Genomic DNA, 15,485 nt, shown 5'->3' on the forward strand with positions numbered 1-15,485 from the left:
CGGACACAGGACTGTACTGACCAGCCGCGCAATCAGAGCATTTTGTCCTTGCAAAGCAGACGCCATCCACACAGGACGAAGCCGCCCGCTGCCAACGCAAATTCATTGTTCGTCTTTTGAGGTTATCGGCGACCTCTCAAATCGGCTTGCGCATCGCGGATGATCGACCAAGACGAATGCATGAATAGTCCGGCAATCCCAAAGGCAACGATCAGATCGGGCCACGCGCTGCCGAGCCACGCAACAAGCCCAGCCGCCACAACTACGGCAGCGTTGCCAATAGCGTCATTGCGTGAAAACAGCCAAACGGCACGCATGTTTGCATCTCCTTTGCGGAACCGCATCAGTGGCAATACAGCGAGCACGTTTACCACGAGAGCAACGATCCCAAGTACGCCCATAAGGGTCGCGTCGGGCATGGTCTGGGTGAATATCCTCCATAGCGTTGTCGCAAGCACAATGAGGCTGAGGATACCAAGGAAAATGCCTTGGATCAGAGCCGATCGCGCCCGCCATGCAACGGTCCAACCGATGGCTAGAAGACCAAGAAACGTAATGAGGCCGTCGCCGATAAAGTCGAGCGCGTCCGCCTTAACGGCCTGTGACCCAGCCAGAAAGCCGCCAACCATCTCCATCACGCCGTAGCCGACATTCAGAAGGACGACGGTCCAAAGAGCACGACGATAGGACGGATCTTGATGCGCCGCGCCGGCCTGAGCATCATCGTCGCCCTCGATGCGGTCAAATTCGTAACCTGTCGTCGCAACTGCTTTCTCGATCTCCGGCAGCCGCACCTCAGGTACATTGAGGGTCATGATGTGAGTGGCTGCCGATACCTTCACCGCGTCTGGCGCAATTCCGGCGGCCTGTGCCGCGCGTTCTATCTGCGCCGCATCCTTTGCGCAGTCCATACCTGAGACACGGTAGCGAAACGTTAGAGCGTCAGAGAGTTGAGTGTCGGTCATGATGGCACAGTAGACCCGGTTTATTTGGCGACCAACCAGCAAGATGCTTTCGGTCAGATGTCAGCCGGGCCACGGTTGTCAGTCACTTGTGACCACCTGTTCGGCCAAATCGATTATGTACCCATCGGCTCAGCTAAATGTTCCTTCACGGAAGATGAGATGTCGGTGCGGGATCCTGCAGTGACTCAAGGTAATTTGCGATCTCGATCAGCTTGGTAGGCATCAGGATCGGCTCGCCGTTGCCCGGATCGAACTCGCTCATTTCATGGTCTAAAATGTCGACGATAACCGGCATATCCTCGCGCGGTAGAACATTGCGGGAATAGCTGCTTGCTCGAATACACTTGCAATCGGGATGTTGCCGCGGGACTGGGCGCTTGCCAGACTCTCTGAAGCGCATACTGAATAGCTACTTCCGAGCGACGATGATCACCGCACCGTCTTTGCCCGCCTCTTCGGCATGTTCGATATTCTTGTCCAGAATACAAGTCTCGCCCGCAAGATAACGCGGCGCGCCATCTGCTGTGTTGAGGATGAATTCACCTTCCAGAACATAGACGAAAGACACTTGATCATGCACATGTGGCGCGCTGCGCGAAAGCGGCTCGAAGCGCACCTGTTTTGGTGCGCCATAGCCCTCATTCCTGCAGGTCTGTTCAAATGCTTCGGGTGTCATGGGGTTTGACCTCAATTGCAGCGGACATGTTCTGGCCCAAGAGGATTAGTCGAACATGTCCGGCTGGTCGACCACCAACTGGTTCCAGATAGTCTGGAAGTGCAGCCAGCCGATATATTCGCTGCCCACATGCTCGCGGCTGTAGCGCGCGGCCTTCTCAGACACCCGGATCGGTTCGACGCCGCTTGCGGCAATGGCGAGTTGCTGCTGGCAGCAGCGCTCGAGGGCGATGAACCAGAAGGCAGCGCTTTCTATGGAGTGCCGCGAGGCGGTGAGCAGCCCGTGGTTCTGGTGCAGCGCCGCCTTCACACCTTTGAACGCCTTTGCCACGTCCGAGCCCGCATGGTTCTCGACCGCCACAGCCCCGGCGGAATCGCCGATCACCACATGGTCCTCGTAGAAAGCACAGGCATCCTGCGTGATTGGATCGATCGGGCGACCAGTGGCACACCAGGCGGTGCCATAGGTGGTATGTGCATGGCACATGGCGATGATGTCGGGATGTTCTTCATGGACGTTGGCGTGCAGAACGAAGCCTGCGCGGTTCACCGCGTAATCGCCTTCGATCACCGTGCCCGCATGGTCCACGAGGATCAGGTTCGACATCTTCACCTTGTCGAAATGCACGCACATCGGGTTGGTCCAATAGAGCTCCGGACGCTCGGGATCGCGCACTGTCAGATGGCCCGCGAACCCATAATCGAACCCTTGCTGCGCGAAGGCGCGACAGGCTGAGACGAGGCGTTCCTTGCGGTGCTGGCGCTCGTCCTCGAAATCGTCGAATTCGGGCAGTTCGGGGAAGATCAACCCGTCCTGTTCGGGCTGATAAATCGAGATGCGGTTGCCAAGGTCGAGCATGACAATGTGACTTTCCGTTGGGATGTTGGGTAAGGGTGCACAGCGCCACGATCCGAGGCGCCGTGCCTTGGCTCAGATATTTTGCGCGCTCATCTCGCGGGCAATGTGATCCGCTTGCCGGATCGCCAGCGCCACGATGGTCAGCGTCGGGTTCTCCGCAGCGCCGGTCGTGAACTGCGAGCCATCCGAGACGAACAGGTTCGAGATATCATGGGTCTGGCCCCATTTGTTGACGACGCCGTCTCGGGCCTTTTCCGACATGCGGTTTGTGCCGAGGTTGTGGGTCGACGGATAGGGCGGCGTCGGGAAGGTCCGGGTCGCTCCCACCGCTTCGTAGATCGCCTGACCTTGCTTATAGGCATGGTTGCGCATGGCGATGTCATTGGGGTGATCGTCGAAATGCACATTGGCGACAGGCAGGCCCCATTGGTCCTTGACGTCATGGTTGAGCGTGACGCGGTTGGTTTCCTGCGGCATGTCCTCGCCCACGATCCACATCCCGGCCATGTTCTCATACTGGTCGAGCGCGGAAGTGAACTCGCGGCCCCACGCACCCGGATCGAGGAAGGCAGCCATGAAGGGAAGACCGAGGCTGAGCGTTTCAAGCTCGTAACCGCCCACGAAGCCGCGGGACGGATCGTGCCGCGCCTCGTCCTGAATGATGCCTGCCATCGTGGTGCCACGCCACATCTTCACAGGCTTATCGAAGACGCCATAGACGGAACCGGTCATGTGACGCATGTAGTTGCGCCCGACCTGACCCGAACTGTTGGCAAGCCCGTCCGGGAACATCGACGAGGCCGAGTTGAGCAGCAAGCGCGGGCTTTCAAAGGAGTTGCCCGCCACGCAGACGATGCGCGCCTTCTGCATGTGCAGATTGCCATCCTTGTCGAAATACTCGACGCCCGTGACCTTGCCCGCCTCGTTGTGCAGGACGCGCGCAACATGGCATTCGGAACGGACTTCGAGATTGCCGGTGGCCTCGCCTTCGGGAATGTCGACATAGCCTGCCGACCATTTCGCGCCCCATTTGCAGCCCTGGAAACAAAAGCCGGTTTGCTGACACATCAGACGATCACGTTTGTCGTCCGAATTAATCGCCATGCGGCCGGTATGCACATTCTGGTAACCGAGCGCCTTGGCGCCTTTCTCGAACACTTTGTAGTTGTTGTTGCCCGGCAGGCCGGGACGGTCGCCGGTGCGGGTCACGCCGAGTTTGTCTTCAGCCTTGGTGTACCACGGGTCCATTTCGGCAGGGTCGATTGGCCAGTCGAGAAGGCTCGCGCCCTGCACGTTGCCGTAGGTCGTCGCAGCCTTCCATTCATGGTCCTGAAAGCGCAGCGAGGCCCCGGCCCAGTGCTGGGTGGTCCCGCCCACGGATTTAACAATCCATGCTGGCAGGCCGGAAAAGTCTTTCGCAACACGCCAGTCACCGGACGTTGTCCGGGGGTCCAGCCACGCCAATTGGCCAAAGCTCTCCCATTCGTCGTTGATGAAGTCCTCCGGGTAGTGCCGCCCGCCCGCCTCCAGCGAAACCACGCTCACGCCCTTCTGCGCGAGTTCGTTTGCAAGAACACCGCCGCCTGCGCCGGTGCCGATGATGACGACCACATTGTCGTCGTTCAGATCAAATGGTGCAGCCATAAGTCTGTCCTCCCCTATGGCTCAAAGCCAATTGATGTCGTTGAAACCGCGGTCGATGTAGCCGCCATACTCGAAGGACGCGCCCTCGTAGCCAAAGATCGGCCAGACCGCTTTTTGGTTATAAAGGCCGGTGACCAGCCCGCCGCGCACCTGTTGAAAGAACGCGCTGTCCTCCATGCCGCGCAGGATGTCGACCCGGTCGCGCTCCCAGCCGGCGTCGAGGTAACTGGCATGCCCCTTACCCTGTGCGGCTGCATTCAGCGCAGCCACACCGGCCTCCACCGCCTCTGCGGCCTCCGGTGCGTCATAGCCTTTCACGGCCAGAACGTAATACTCGTCAGCGACCTGATCGTGCGGATAGATATCCCGGGCCATCTGCACCAGCGTTGCCATCGTTTCGGGCTTCAGAGCCGTGGTTTGCATCGCCCATGCGCCGTTCGCGGCGGCCAGAAAGCCGGCGCCGACCACGAAGGATGCGCCAGCCGCGGTCGCCCGCGACAAGAGCTGGCGTCGTGTGAGCCCCTTAGGGCTGACAGTATCAGACATCTTTGTTCCTCCCTTTGATGTCACTTGAACCGACCACCGCGCTGAAGCACCTCGATTTGGTATCCGTCAGGATCGGCCACGAAAAAGAACCGCGCGACGGTCTCGCCGGCGGGTGCGAAGTCTACGAGTTTGCGAGGGGCCAGGCCTTCGGCTTCGAAGCGGGCGTGTTCGGCGTCGAGGTCGTCGACCGATACGGCAAGATGGCCATAGCCATTGCCCAGATCGTAGGGCTCGGTCTGATCCTTGTTTACGGTCAGCTCAAGCTCGAATTCGGTTTCAGGGTTGCTGAGATAGATCAGTGTGAAGGTCGGAAAATCGAGCCTGTCAGCGACTTTCAAGCCAAAGGCCGTGTCGTAGAATTGAACGGAGCGATCCTCATCGAGGACGCGGATCATTGAATGTATCTGCCTGGCCAAGGTGCCCTCCTGCAATCTTCAGCGTCGAGTTGCAGGATAGCGAAGGGACCGGTAGGGCCGGGTAGTATGTGATTACTACCCGCGAGGTTTTTTTGGGGGTGCAGGATGTGTCTTATTCGGCTGCTATTGCGGTGGCCGGCTCTGAACGGGAGATTTCAATGAACTTCAGACAGGCGCAGCGCAACAGCGATGTGAAATTCGAAGGCTCTCCCCGGCGCTCCAAGACCTCGGAGTGCAGTGTGGAGATGAAAACAGGGGTTGTCACACCGTCGCGCGCCGCGATGTCGTCCAAGGTTGCCCAGAATGCGTTCTCCAACCGAATCGAAGTGCTTTGCCCGTTCAGGCGTAGACGGCGCGTGGTGCTGCCATATCTTTCCGGGTCTTGTCCTGCGAAGACTTCACACATGGCTGACCTCCCTCCATAGCCACAAATTTTTCGTATTTCGTATACGAAGTGCAGAAACATGTCTAGAATTGTATGGAGGCTTGTGATTTACGTGCCGTATTTGGAGTATGTTCATGGATGCAATCAAGCCGGCGAAAACTCTGACAGAGCAGACACATGACATTTTGCTCAACGCTATTTGTTCCGGTGAATTCGAGCCCGGGCAAAGGCTTCATCAGGACGAGATCGCAGCGCGCCTCAAGGTTTCACGGCAACCCGTCAACAGCGCAATTTCAGTTTTGAAGGCAAACGGATTCGTCGAGGACACGGGTCGTCGCGGCGTCATTGTCTCGCAGATCAGCGCCGACCAATTCCTGTCCATCTTCGAACTCCGAACTGCCATTGAACCTTTTGCCATCCGCCTTGCCCATCAACGCAAGCCGTCCGATGCAGCCAAGCAAGCGCAGGATATGCTCAAGCGTGGCTGGGCCGCCGTCGCTTCGAACGATGTCAGTTTGCAGATTAACTTGGACTACGAGTTCCATGAGATGATTTATGGCTGGGCTGGCAATCCAGCCATCCGTGACACCATGAGAACAAACTGGAATCACATCCGCCGGTCGATGGGTGTTGTGCTCCGCCGAGGTGTCGCGTCGAAAACCTCTTGGGAGGAACATGACAGGATCATTACCGCGTTGATGCGCGGCGAAGTGGAAGGTGCCGAGCACGAAATGAGACGGCATATAGAACGTGCTCAGGAAAAAACGGCGGCTCTGCTTTCAGCGCGTTAGTCGTTCGCGCATGGCCTACTAGATTGGAAAAAATCATGCTGTATGACCGGCCGCTTCGGGCTCCTAGCGGTCGATCGCCGCGCGCTGCCTCAATGTCGGCTCTATTGATCAACAAGTTCGGCGGTTTTGCTGCGTGGCTTTCTCTTTGTTGCTGAGAAGGGCGGACCGCGTTGACGGCCCGCCCTTGTTAATAGCTTTCGGGCCGGTCACCCTGAAAAGCGAAAGTGGGCTTTTTGTCCTTTGGAACTCAGACCCTGATCCAAAGGAAAACCCCCATGACCAAGCCCAATCCGGCAAACCCGCCTTTCCCAATCTCCGACGCTGATCTCGCCTCTGCGCTGGCGCAAATCGGCGCGGAGATCGACTACCAACCCCTGCGCAGTTCAGCGCTCGCGCGCATCATGCGCGAGACGTTTCATGGCAGCGATGCCAGCGGCGCGTGGGACTGGCGCATGGCATATGACCTGATGCAGGCGACGGCTGTGCAGGCGCTGCTACGTGGCGACAACAGTGAGGATGATTACTCCGCCGCAAAACTCCTTGCGTCACGTCTCCTGACGGAAACGCGCCGGTCAGAGCAACAGATCCGGCTGCAGCAGTTTTCCACACCGCTGGCATTCGCGGCCCTGACGGTGCGGGCGGCAGCGATCCGCAAGGGCGAGACCGTGCTGGAACCCTCGGCTGGCACCGGTGCCACGCTTTTACTCAATGAAATCGACCCCTTTCGCCAGCGCCTCCTGCGCGCGGTTTTCGGCGGCGAGGTGACGGGCCATGACGGCGAGCATATCGACGATCTGCTGCAGTCGACGGTTCTACCCGACGTCGTGGTGATGAACCCGCCCTTCGCCTCCTCGGTCGATCGCTCCCGAGACAAGCACATCGCCGCCAAGCATCTCATCGCGGCTGCAAAGCGCCTGGCACCCGGCGGGCGGCTGGTGGCGATCATGCCGCCGGTATTCACGCCCGAACGCGATGCCGCGCATTGGTCCCGCGCCTGCGGTCTCCTCACGCCGCGACTGGCGCTGACGATGCCGGGGCAAGTCTACCGCAAGCTTGGCACCTCTGTCGAAACCCAGCTGATGGTCTTCGACAAGGTGCAGGAGGACGGCGAGATGATCCGCGTCCCTGTGCGGGATCTGGATGAAGCCTTGGCATATGTCGATGCCGTGGCCGCAACCCGGACCGAGATGCGCCCCGCCCAACGGGTTGAAGCGATCCCTCATGCTCGACCGACCGTTGCATCCTCTGCCCCGCGCAAGACCGCCGCTGCGCCTGTCGCCCCCTCCAAACCCCGGGCCAATGCCGTTGTCCCGCTAGTTTTCACGAGACTTGAGACCCTGCGCGACAACACGCCCATCTCGGAAATCTATGCGCGTTACCGGCCGCAGCGGATCGAGATCGCGGGTGCGCAGGAACATCCCACGCCGCTGGTCGAAAGCATCGCCATGGCCTCGGTTGCCCCGCCCATGCCCTCAAACACGGGCAGTGATGACTTGCGCCTGCCCGCACGGTTGATCGAGGAGGGACATCTGTCCGAGGCGCAGCTCGAGACCATCGTCATGGCACATGATGCCCATGCACTATCGATTGATGTCATGTTGCCAGCGCTTGGGGAGATGGCATCGGAGTTTGGAGTTGGGAACAATCGGCGTCAGCTCATCATTGTTGCTCTTTTCATAGGACTGGCGGCAGGCCAGCTGATTTTCGGGCCCCTTTCAGACAGCATTGGTCGTCGACCTGCCATCGTTCTGGGAGCGTCGCTTTTTGCCTCCGGTGGTTTGGTTTGTGCCATGGCATCGACATTCGATAGTTTGATTGCGGGGCGCCTTTTGCAAGGTCTTGGAGCTGCCGGGCCGAGAATCGTCACGGTTGCGCTGATCCGGGATCGTTTCGAGGGTGCCGGCATGGCGCGTGTCATGTCTATAATTATGGGTGTTTTCATCATGGTGCCTGTTCTCGCTCCATCTTTCGGGCAAGCACTCTTGCTGGTGGTGTCTTGGCGAATTCTATTTACTTTTCTGTCGGTGATTTGCGTCGGTGGAGCCACATGGCTACTGCTCAGACAACCCGAGACCTTGCCTGAGAAGCGTCCATTCAAGGTTGGCCAGTTCTCAGCCGCCGTTGTCGAGGTCCTCGGCAACCGGCGCGCCGTGGCTTTCACAACAGCTGGCGGCCTCTGCTACGGCGCGCTTATGGGGACTACAGGTATGATCAGTGCAATTGATACCTCCTTCCAACCAGCTTACCAAATAGCGCGTCAGATGAAATGTGTGGTCGCCGGGGTTATGCTTGCTTCGAGCCTTGTTTGGACCTCACCAGCTGTCGCGGCTGATGTATCGCAACTTCCGCCCGGTTTGCAGGCGAGGGTTGATCTTGCGGCAAGGGCCTGCGCGAAATTCAACGACGGTCAATTTGACATAGCCTGGGGCGCGGTTGAAAGGGTCGATCTCGACGGAGATCTACAACGCGACTGGGTTTTGAATGAATCTGGTTTTGCGTGTTCAAGCGCCGCATCTCTATATTGGCCCAACTGACCCGAGCGTGCATATTTGGGCGTCATGAAAAACAAATAGTGAACATGTAAACCAGTTGCCATTCGTTGTGCCCTATGCGAACCGATAAGACGCGGACAAACTGGACTTTTGCGTTTGCGGCGGATGCACGTGCCGAAAACCCAAAACTTTGAACCTATTAAACGCGGATGGAGTGGATGGCGTCTGCTCCCAAACGCCGCGTTTGCGGCAACGGGTGTCGGTCGCAATCTGGCGTTCGGCGCTTCGCGTTTCGTCTAAATCCACCGGTTCTTCCGTCATCTCTTTGTCCTCCGATTCATCAGCGTTCGGCCGCAGCCGTCAGGCCGGGAGGGGGAGGAGACGTACTCCCAGACGGCTCTCCGGCCTCCATTCCTCTCAGAAACCTGAAAAGTTCGCTATCGGTTGTCAGGACCAGCGTCGTTCCGCCTGAAATCATGTCCTTGTAGGCCTGCATTGTCCGGGTAAACGCATAGAATTCGGCTGCTTGGGCGTCGATGTTGTAGGCTTTTGCGTAGATCGCAGCCGCCGAGGCGTCAGCCACGCCGCGGATTTCCTCGACGGCGCGATACGCTTCGGATTGTATCTTGTTCAGATCGCGAACCCGGTTGCCGCGAATTCGCGCGGCTTCGCCATTGCCTTCGGAAAGAAAACGTTCAGCGATCTGGCGGCGCTCGGAGATCATGCGGTCATAGATCTTCGGACGCACACTCTCGTTGTAATTGATCCGCTTGAAACGGATATCGAGAAGCTCGATCCCAAATACACGAACCTTCTCTGAGGCGGCTGCGAAAATCTCTTGTTCCACAAGTGCGCGGCCTTTCTGGATAGGAACCAGAGAACCTATGTCCTGCGCGCGCTCCTCATCAGTCAGAAGCGTGTCCCGCAGCGGGATCCGGCCTTTCGTAGTCCGGATAATCTCTATCAACTCGTGTTTTGCGACGGCATTGCGGGTTTCGCTGCCGAGAATATCGTCCAGACGGGATTGCGCGCTGCGCTCATCGCGCAGCCGCAGGAAATATTGCAACGGGTCGGTGATTTTCCAGCGGGCGAACAGATCGACGGAAATGTAGAGCTTGTCCTTAGTGGGCATGTCGGACGGATTGCCATCCCACTCAAGAACCCGGCGGTCGATCCGGTTGACTTCTTGAACGATGGGCAACTTCAGCTTTAAACCGGCCGTTATAACTGGTTCTCCCACGGGTTTGCCGAATTGGGTGATAATGGCCTGTTCGACTTCGCCAACTGTGTAGAGGGAACCAGAGGCAATCACGCCAACTGCAGCCGCAATCCCTGCAATGAGGCCCAGTCTGATGCTCATGACGGGTCCTCCTGAAGCCTGTCCAGGTTCAAAAGCGGCAGGATGCTCGTAGTCGATCCTTCGACAATGATTTTTGACAGGATTGTGGGCAGAACATCCTGGAGGGTTTCTATGTATATCCGCCGCCTCGTGACCTCTGGTGCCTTGACGTATTCGGCCAAAAGCGCGGTGAACCGCGCAGCGTCGCCTTCCGCCTCGTTGATGCGTTTCAGGCGATAACCGTCAGCCTCTCGAATCCGCTGATCTTTCTCGCCCTCGGCCAGCGGAATGACTTTGTTGTACTCGCGGCGCGCCTCGTTGATCAGGCGTTCCTTTTCCTGCTGTGCCTGGTTGACCTCATTGAATGACGCCTGAACAGGCCCCGGCGGGTTGATGTTCTTCAGCTGCACCTGGTCGATACTGATGCCCATGGCGTATTTCGTGGACAGAGCCTGCATCTTAAAAAGTGCCTCGCTCTCAATCTCCTGCCGGCCGATGGTGATGACCTCGTCAACCGTGCGGTCTCCAACGACCTCGCGCATCACGGACTCAGAGACGTAGCGCAAAGTCGCGCTTGGCTCGCGTACCTCGAACAGAAACTTCAGGGGATCCGAGATCCGGTATTGCACCACCCATTCCACAAGCGCGGCGTTCAGATCTCCCGTGACCATTTCGGTTTCACGTCGGCCGTCTGACGGGCTTTGGAAGGGATCACTCCTGCCCGGCGTGGTGAATCCGAATTCCTGCTTCAGTTGCCGTTTCACGGGCACCAGTGTGGCAACGTCGATGCCAAACGGGAATTTGAAATGCAGGCCAGGCGAAACCTCAGCAGTGTATTTGCCAAAACGCTGGACAACGGCGACCGAGTCGCTCGGGACTGTGTAATAAGAAGACCAGGCTGCAACCGCCGCCAAGACTATCGCTCCTGCAACCAGTACCCCTCTCAGAGGCGGCCGCCCTTCAGGGAGTAATCCGCTCAGGCGGTTGCGGCCTTGACGAAGAAGATCGTCAATCTCGGGAGGATTGCTCTTCTGTTTGCTTTGCCATGGCCCACGGTCTTCCGGGCCGCCGTTCTGGTCGGGCATATCGTTTTCTCCCTTGCTCGTGCGAACCGGCACCCGGCGCAGACCCTGGCGGTCGGCGGGGTGGATCCACGTGTCTTATTCCCCCTGTGTCGGCATTCCTTCGTTCTCCGCAGCCTGTATTGGTGAATTTTCCTGTGGCAACTTACCTGCTGGAGCCGCATCCGGCGCCTCTTTGTCCGTCTGGGATGCGCGCCCGCCCGCGTAGAGATGCCGAAGCTGCATCTCGGAAACACCGTCGGCCTCCATCACCAGCCGAACCATCGGGTCTGCGAGCATCTCTTCCAGGAAAAGTTCTGCCAGATCTTTTCCCGTCAGCTTGTCCTTTGCCAGGGCGTCATCGAGGTCCGCCAGTGAAACGGCCAAGGTTCTCGTCAGACCGGGGTGGGATGCCCGGGAATGCAAACTCACCGCTACAGATGCTTTCCAGGCTTCAGGGTGCAGATGGTCGGGCGGTGAGGACAGTTCCGTTTCAATATCGTATTCTCCTGCCGGAAGCGTCTCGTCGAAGCCAGGCAAACTGAAGGGCCGGGTGAAAACCGCAATGGACTTTCTGACTAGCTCGTTCATAGGAGAAGTCCTTTCATCAAAGCGACAAGCGGGCCAAGGCTGCGGCCGCCAGAGCAATGCCCTTGTCGTGGTAGTCCCCGTGGAACACACCATCCACCTTGACCTCCCAGATCCCATTCCTCTCTCTGACACGGACACGATCAGCTTGCGCGGTTGGATAATAGGGGTGTGCCGAAGTTTGTCTTTTTTTCGGTTGGTGTAATGGCTTCTTGAGATCCCTGGAGCTCGCCGCCTTTGGCAATTGCGTTTCTCCAAGGGCCATCACGGCGCGAATGAACTCCTCCGCGTAATCATCCGCGTTCCGGTGGTCATGCTCGTGCCGCACCATGGCCATCGGCTCAACAAAACGCTTCTTCAGGTGCTCAAGGAAACGCGGTTCTGTGTGGGACATGTAAGCAATAAGCGACTGGAGAACCCGTTCATGGGCTAGAACGCGCCGTTCAAGATCGGTTGTTTCAGGCAGAGGTGGTGACATGGCGCTGCTCATCCTTCATTGATCGTGTTTTCCGGACGCTCCGGTGACTTGTTTACGTCAAGGGCTGCAAGGCAGGCGTGCGCGATGTCCCGGTTCGGGGTCTCTGTGCCTGGTACCGTCGCCCAGCCAGCCGCCATGAGGGCCTCTCGCTGCCGGAAGGTAGAGGCTGCCCGGATCGCCGCCATCTTGGCAGCCCGTTCCGGATCGGATCGGGCCATGTCCAGACAGACAGGCACCAATGCGGTGACAACATGTTCGCGGGCCATCGCCACGGACCTGTCGTTCGAGGTTCGGTCGGTTACCCAGCCGCCCCAAGAAAATCCAGCTACACTAACAAGTACCGCGCCGATGACGGCGCCGTAGAGGCCAGGTTTAAGCCATTCGGGAGTGTTCATTGTAGTTCCTCCAGCGGCAAAGCGCCGCCTCGCTATCTTCAGGTGTCATATTGAATGCCGCGGCCAAGTGCCGTTTCCAGGTCGGTCCAGGAAATTGGTCGCATTTCTGTTTGGCCCAGCGAACGCCCTTTGCCGTTTATGGTCAGGAAAATCGCTGTTCTGCGGTATTCCGTGAAACTCAGCGTCTCGATAAGTTCTTCCTCAACCAATACTTCGTATTCACCGGCAGGCAGCTCGTCCGAATATCCGGATAGGGTAAACGGGCGCGGGAAGGTCACGGTGGATCTGATTGAACGCAGCGCCATCTCCGGTCTCCGCGATGTATACGTGCCTTCCGCGCTGCAAGGGCTGCGGTATCCTGATTGCAGAGAGGTAGCCTGCATTTGCGGTCATCATACATTATCCCAGAACCGGGCGATGCGCGCTGACCCATGTTAGCGCCGCTGGGACCCGGGCCGTGCGAGCGAACCTTGGAGCTGCCCTGATGCTTGACTTCAGAGGTTTGGACACCGGCTGATCTGCGTCAGCGCGTGCTCCAGGCGATGCGGGTATGATCGAAACAATCCGAAACATTTTGATCTTGCCAGAGGAGACCCCGGTCAGTCGGCACGTTCGCTCCCAAGATCCAAAAAACATTGAAAAGGAGGAAGTGGTGATGCCCGCAGGTGGCATTCTTTACCCGCATAGCCCTGAGTTCGATCGGTTTTTGCAAGCCTTCGTTGGTGAGGATCGGAAAGGCAATGCTGTTACGGTACTTTCGGCCCTTGCAAGGCTAGAACTCGAACCTTGGGAAGAGGCAGCCGCGCTTGCCGCTTTGGAGGAAGAGGCCGCTGGTTCGCGACTGGAGATGCTGTTGTCGCAATTCCGTGACGTGCCTGAACTCAAACAGGATTACAGATCGGTCGCGCGGGAACTGACCCGTCTTCTTCCCAAACGCCGCAAGCGTTTAAGGGCTGTTTCTGGTGGCGCGGAAAACCGGCCGGCAAATTTACCTGGATTGATATGGGCGGTACTGACGATCTTCTTTCTGATTGTGCAATTAATACTCGCTGGCACTCCGGGAACGGGCCAATGACCTTGGGCAAAGCACAAGACGGCGACTGCAGGCAGGGCGGTCTACCCGGTCATGACAATGCGATCCTCTGGGATCTGGAGGCGCGGCACTGGACCAGCGGCGCGGACAGCGCTCGCACGGTGACTGCAACAAATGCAGTGATGATACTTCCCTATCCGCCAGGCATCCTTCAGGGCGGACAGATCCCGGAGCATATGAAGAAAAACACGGGCTGGCGAACCGTGGAAATGAGAGACCGCAGCCAAATCCGGCAAGGAGCCATTGCCGTGCTCGCCTATCGCGTATTCGCTGAAAAGTCGGGTTCACCAATCTATGAGGCGCTCTGCGCGTCCACATATTTTCTGGACAACGGTCGGTGGCTGCGGCTGTCACATCAGCAAACCCCCACCACCTGACTCCAGCAGGGTGAATCTTCACCTTGGGGCGAAACCTCTAACGAACTTATTGACATGTGAACCGGCCCCTGGGGTCTGGATTCAGAACCAGAACTTGACCACTACAGCCGATACCCAAGCGGACAGTACAACTTTCGAGTGTCCCAGGCTAACCTGCGTCAGTGCAGCGGAGCGGAGAAGATGAGTACATCGCTTCGTGCCTGCCGAATCTCCGGCGGCACTCATTTCCGAGCAAAATAGAAGCGCGTGAAGCGTGTGGTTCTTGAAACGAGCCGCATTGCCCAGCGTTTCCTATTCTCGGAATGTCCAGGAAAGGACATTCTAATGACGCCTGAACAAACCAATGTCACCGAGAAGATGACCTCGGTCAAAGCAGCTTGTGACAAAGCGCCTGCCGGTCCCAGAAAGGATCGGGCGCTGGAACACTACCAGGCTGCCGAGAAAGCGCACGAGGCGAATAACTACGACGAGACGGACAGAGAACTCAACGCGGCTGCAGAAGAGATTATCTGACTTATCTCGTCTTATTACTGACTTATCTCGTCTTAGAAGAAAATCAGGCCGCCCAAGTTTAGCGAAGGGCGGCCTCCTTCATTTCAAAAGTGGGCCGGTCTGATCCAGATACGCCGTATCGAAACCTGAAATGGCCACCAATCCGTCATAGTCGTCGAACGTCACGCAGCCGTCCCGAAAGGTCAGCAGCCGTTTTTCGCGAAGCTGCCTCAAAACACGGTTCACATGGATGGAGCTTAAGCCGAGTGCATCAGCAAGATGGTACTGCGTCAAAGGGCAAGCGAATCCTTTCTTGCTCCCCATTCCGACCAGCCTCAGCCGTTCCGCCAGTTCCAAGAAGAAATGCGCCATGCGCGCATCTGCGGCGCGTCGGCCAACCCCAACGAGGTGCTCGACGACCATGGCTTCGTCCCGTGATGCTGCCCAGAGAACGGCTGCCGCCAGGCGAGGCGTTTTCTCGAATGCTTCCAGAAGGTCGTCCTCCAGAACCTCCACCGCCTGAATGTCCGTGACCGGCTCGAAACTGTGGTCGGAGGTGCGCAGCAGGACGCTGCGCAATCCAAGAAAATCCCCTGGTATCTGGAAGTCTACGATCTGTCGGGTTCCGTCCGGCTGAAGCTTGTAGGAACACACCCAGCCGGCGGCCAGAATGTAAGCGGCCTGATCAGATTGCCCCTGATGTACAAGATCACGCCCCGCCGTGAAGGACCGGCGGCGCAGATGCAGACGCTTCAAAACATCCAATTCATCTTCAGACAAGGCGAGGAAGACTTGTAACTTCTTTGTAAGCGGGCTTTCTAAGATATCCGTCATCGGGGCCTCACAAGCCGAAAAATCTCCAGACGCAATCGTGCGGAGACTGCTTTCG

General features: G+C 57.9%; 19 protein-coding genes. 5 read left to right on the forward strand and 14 right to left on the reverse strand.

Annotated elements, in window-relative coordinates; translation table 11 throughout:
• Positions 1–122: 122 nt before the first annotated feature.
• The 7 genes from AC2FIR_RS21830 to AC2FIR_RS21860 form a co-directional block, all read right to left on the reverse strand.
• Complete coding sequence (locus tag AC2FIR_RS21830; RefSeq protein ID WP_496763134.1) at positions 123–965, reverse strand: cation efflux transmembrane domain-containing protein; 843 nt, start codon at positions 963–965, stop codon at positions 123–125.
• A 409-nt stretch (positions 966–1,374) separates the two neighbouring features.
• The gene (locus AC2FIR_RS21835; RefSeq protein ID WP_496747816.1) at positions 1,375–1,641 is read right to left on the reverse strand and encodes a cupin domain-containing protein; all 267 of its coding nucleotides are present in this window, start codon (positions 1,639–1,641) and stop codon (positions 1,375–1,377) included.
• A gap of 45 nt (positions 1,642–1,686) precedes the next feature.
• On the reverse strand, positions 1,687–2,499 hold the full coding sequence (locus tag AC2FIR_RS21840) for a class II aldolase/adducin family protein (RefSeq protein WP_496747814.1): 813 nt from the start codon (positions 2,497–2,499) through the stop codon (positions 1,687–1,689).
• 72 nt (positions 2,500–2,571) lie between these two features.
• A complete protein-coding gene (locus AC2FIR_RS21845; protein WP_496747813.1) occupies positions 2,572–4,143 on the reverse strand; it encodes a GMC family oxidoreductase in 1,572 nt (523 codons plus the stop codon).
• A gap of 21 nt (positions 4,144–4,164) precedes the next feature.
• Positions 4,165–4,689: a Twin-arginine translocation pathway signal gene (locus AC2FIR_RS21850; protein WP_496747811.1), complete on the reverse strand. Its 525-nt coding sequence runs from the start codon at positions 4,687–4,689 to the stop codon at positions 4,165–4,167.
• 20 nt (positions 4,690–4,709) lie between these two features.
• Complete coding sequence (locus AC2FIR_RS21855) at positions 4,710–5,105, reverse strand: VOC family protein (protein ID WP_496747809.1); 396 nt, start codon at positions 5,103–5,105, stop codon at positions 4,710–4,712.
• A 112-nt stretch (positions 5,106–5,217) separates the two neighbouring features.
• A complete protein-coding gene (locus AC2FIR_RS21860; protein WP_496747807.1) occupies positions 5,218–5,511 on the reverse strand; it encodes a ribbon-helix-helix domain-containing protein in 294 nt (97 codons plus the stop codon).
• 113 nt (positions 5,512–5,624) lie between these two features.
• Between AC2FIR_RS21860 and AC2FIR_RS21865 the strand changes: the two genes are divergently transcribed.
• The gene (locus tag AC2FIR_RS21865; RefSeq protein ID WP_496747805.1) at positions 5,625–6,281 is read left to right on the forward strand and encodes a GntR family transcriptional regulator; all 657 of its coding nucleotides are present in this window, start codon (positions 5,625–5,627) and stop codon (positions 6,279–6,281) included.
• 275 nt (positions 6,282–6,556) lie between these two features.
• Positions 6,557–8,815: an MFS transporter gene (locus AC2FIR_RS21870; RefSeq protein ID WP_496747803.1), complete on the forward strand. Its 2,259-nt coding sequence runs from the start codon at positions 6,557–6,559 to the stop codon at positions 8,813–8,815.
• 298 nt (positions 8,816–9,113) lie between these two features.
• On the opposite strand, the gene hflC is transcribed toward AC2FIR_RS21870, so the two are convergent.
• The 6 genes from hflC to AC2FIR_RS21900 all read right to left on the reverse strand — a co-directional run bounded on the left by hflC (position 9,114) and on the right by AC2FIR_RS21900 (position 12,939).
• Positions 9,114–10,133, reverse strand: coding sequence for a protease modulator HflC (gene hflC, locus AC2FIR_RS21875; protein ID WP_010442286.1), 1,020 nt, complete (start codon positions 10,131–10,133; stop codon positions 9,114–9,116).
• Entirely contained in the window at positions 10,130–11,197 is a 1,068-nt protein-coding gene (gene hflK / locus AC2FIR_RS21880; RefSeq protein ID WP_496763137.1) for an FtsH protease activity modulator HflK, read from the reverse strand. Before hflK ends, hflC begins: the two co-directional genes overlap by 4 nt.
• 75 nt (positions 11,198–11,272) lie before the next feature.
• The gene (locus AC2FIR_RS21885; protein WP_496763140.1) at positions 11,273–11,764 is read right to left on the reverse strand and encodes a BTB/POZ domain-containing protein; all 492 of its coding nucleotides are present in this window, start codon (positions 11,762–11,764) and stop codon (positions 11,273–11,275) included.
• Positions 11,765–11,780: 16 nt separating this feature from the next.
• The gene (locus AC2FIR_RS21890; protein ID WP_120981224.1) at positions 11,781–12,239 is read right to left on the reverse strand and encodes a hypothetical protein; all 459 of its coding nucleotides are present in this window, start codon (positions 12,237–12,239) and stop codon (positions 11,781–11,783) included.
• A gap of 8 nt (positions 12,240–12,247) precedes the next feature.
• Complete coding sequence (locus tag AC2FIR_RS21895) at positions 12,248–12,634, reverse strand: hypothetical protein (protein WP_010442282.1); 387 nt, start codon at positions 12,632–12,634, stop codon at positions 12,248–12,250.
• A 38-nt stretch (positions 12,635–12,672) separates the two neighbouring features.
• A complete protein-coding gene (locus tag AC2FIR_RS21900) occupies positions 12,673–12,939 on the reverse strand; it encodes a hypothetical protein (protein WP_481669116.1) in 267 nt (88 codons plus the stop codon).
• A gap of 245 nt (positions 12,940–13,184) precedes the next feature.
• Between AC2FIR_RS21900 and AC2FIR_RS21905 the strand changes: the two genes are divergently transcribed.
• The 3 genes from AC2FIR_RS21905 to AC2FIR_RS21915 all read left to right on the forward strand — a co-directional run bounded on the left by AC2FIR_RS21905 (position 13,185) and on the right by AC2FIR_RS21915 (position 14,617).
• Positions 13,185–13,709 (forward strand): hypothetical protein, encoded by a 525-nt coding sequence (locus AC2FIR_RS21905; RefSeq protein WP_496747800.1) that lies wholly within the window; start codon positions 13,185–13,187, stop codon positions 13,707–13,709.
• Positions 13,706–14,104 (forward strand): hypothetical protein, encoded by a 399-nt coding sequence (locus AC2FIR_RS21910; protein ID WP_496686575.1) that lies wholly within the window; start codon positions 13,706–13,708, stop codon positions 14,102–14,104. Before AC2FIR_RS21905 ends, AC2FIR_RS21910 begins: the two co-directional genes overlap by 4 nt.
• A 324-nt stretch (positions 14,105–14,428) precedes the next feature.
• Positions 14,429–14,617 carry a hypothetical protein gene (locus AC2FIR_RS21915; RefSeq protein ID WP_113788272.1) on the forward strand — a complete coding sequence of 63 codons (189 nt, stop codon included), beginning with the start codon at positions 14,429–14,431 and terminating at the stop codon, positions 14,615–14,617.
• Between the two features lie 78 nt (positions 14,618–14,695).
• On the opposite strand, the gene AC2FIR_RS21920 is transcribed toward AC2FIR_RS21915, so the two are convergent.
• Complete coding sequence (locus AC2FIR_RS21920) at positions 14,696–15,430, reverse strand: Crp/Fnr family transcriptional regulator (RefSeq protein ID WP_496747798.1); 735 nt, start codon at positions 15,428–15,430, stop codon at positions 14,696–14,698.
• Positions 15,431–15,485 lie beyond the last annotated feature (55 nt).

The sequence above is a fragment of the Ruegeria sp. CDSB136 genome (assembly GCF_059610965.1).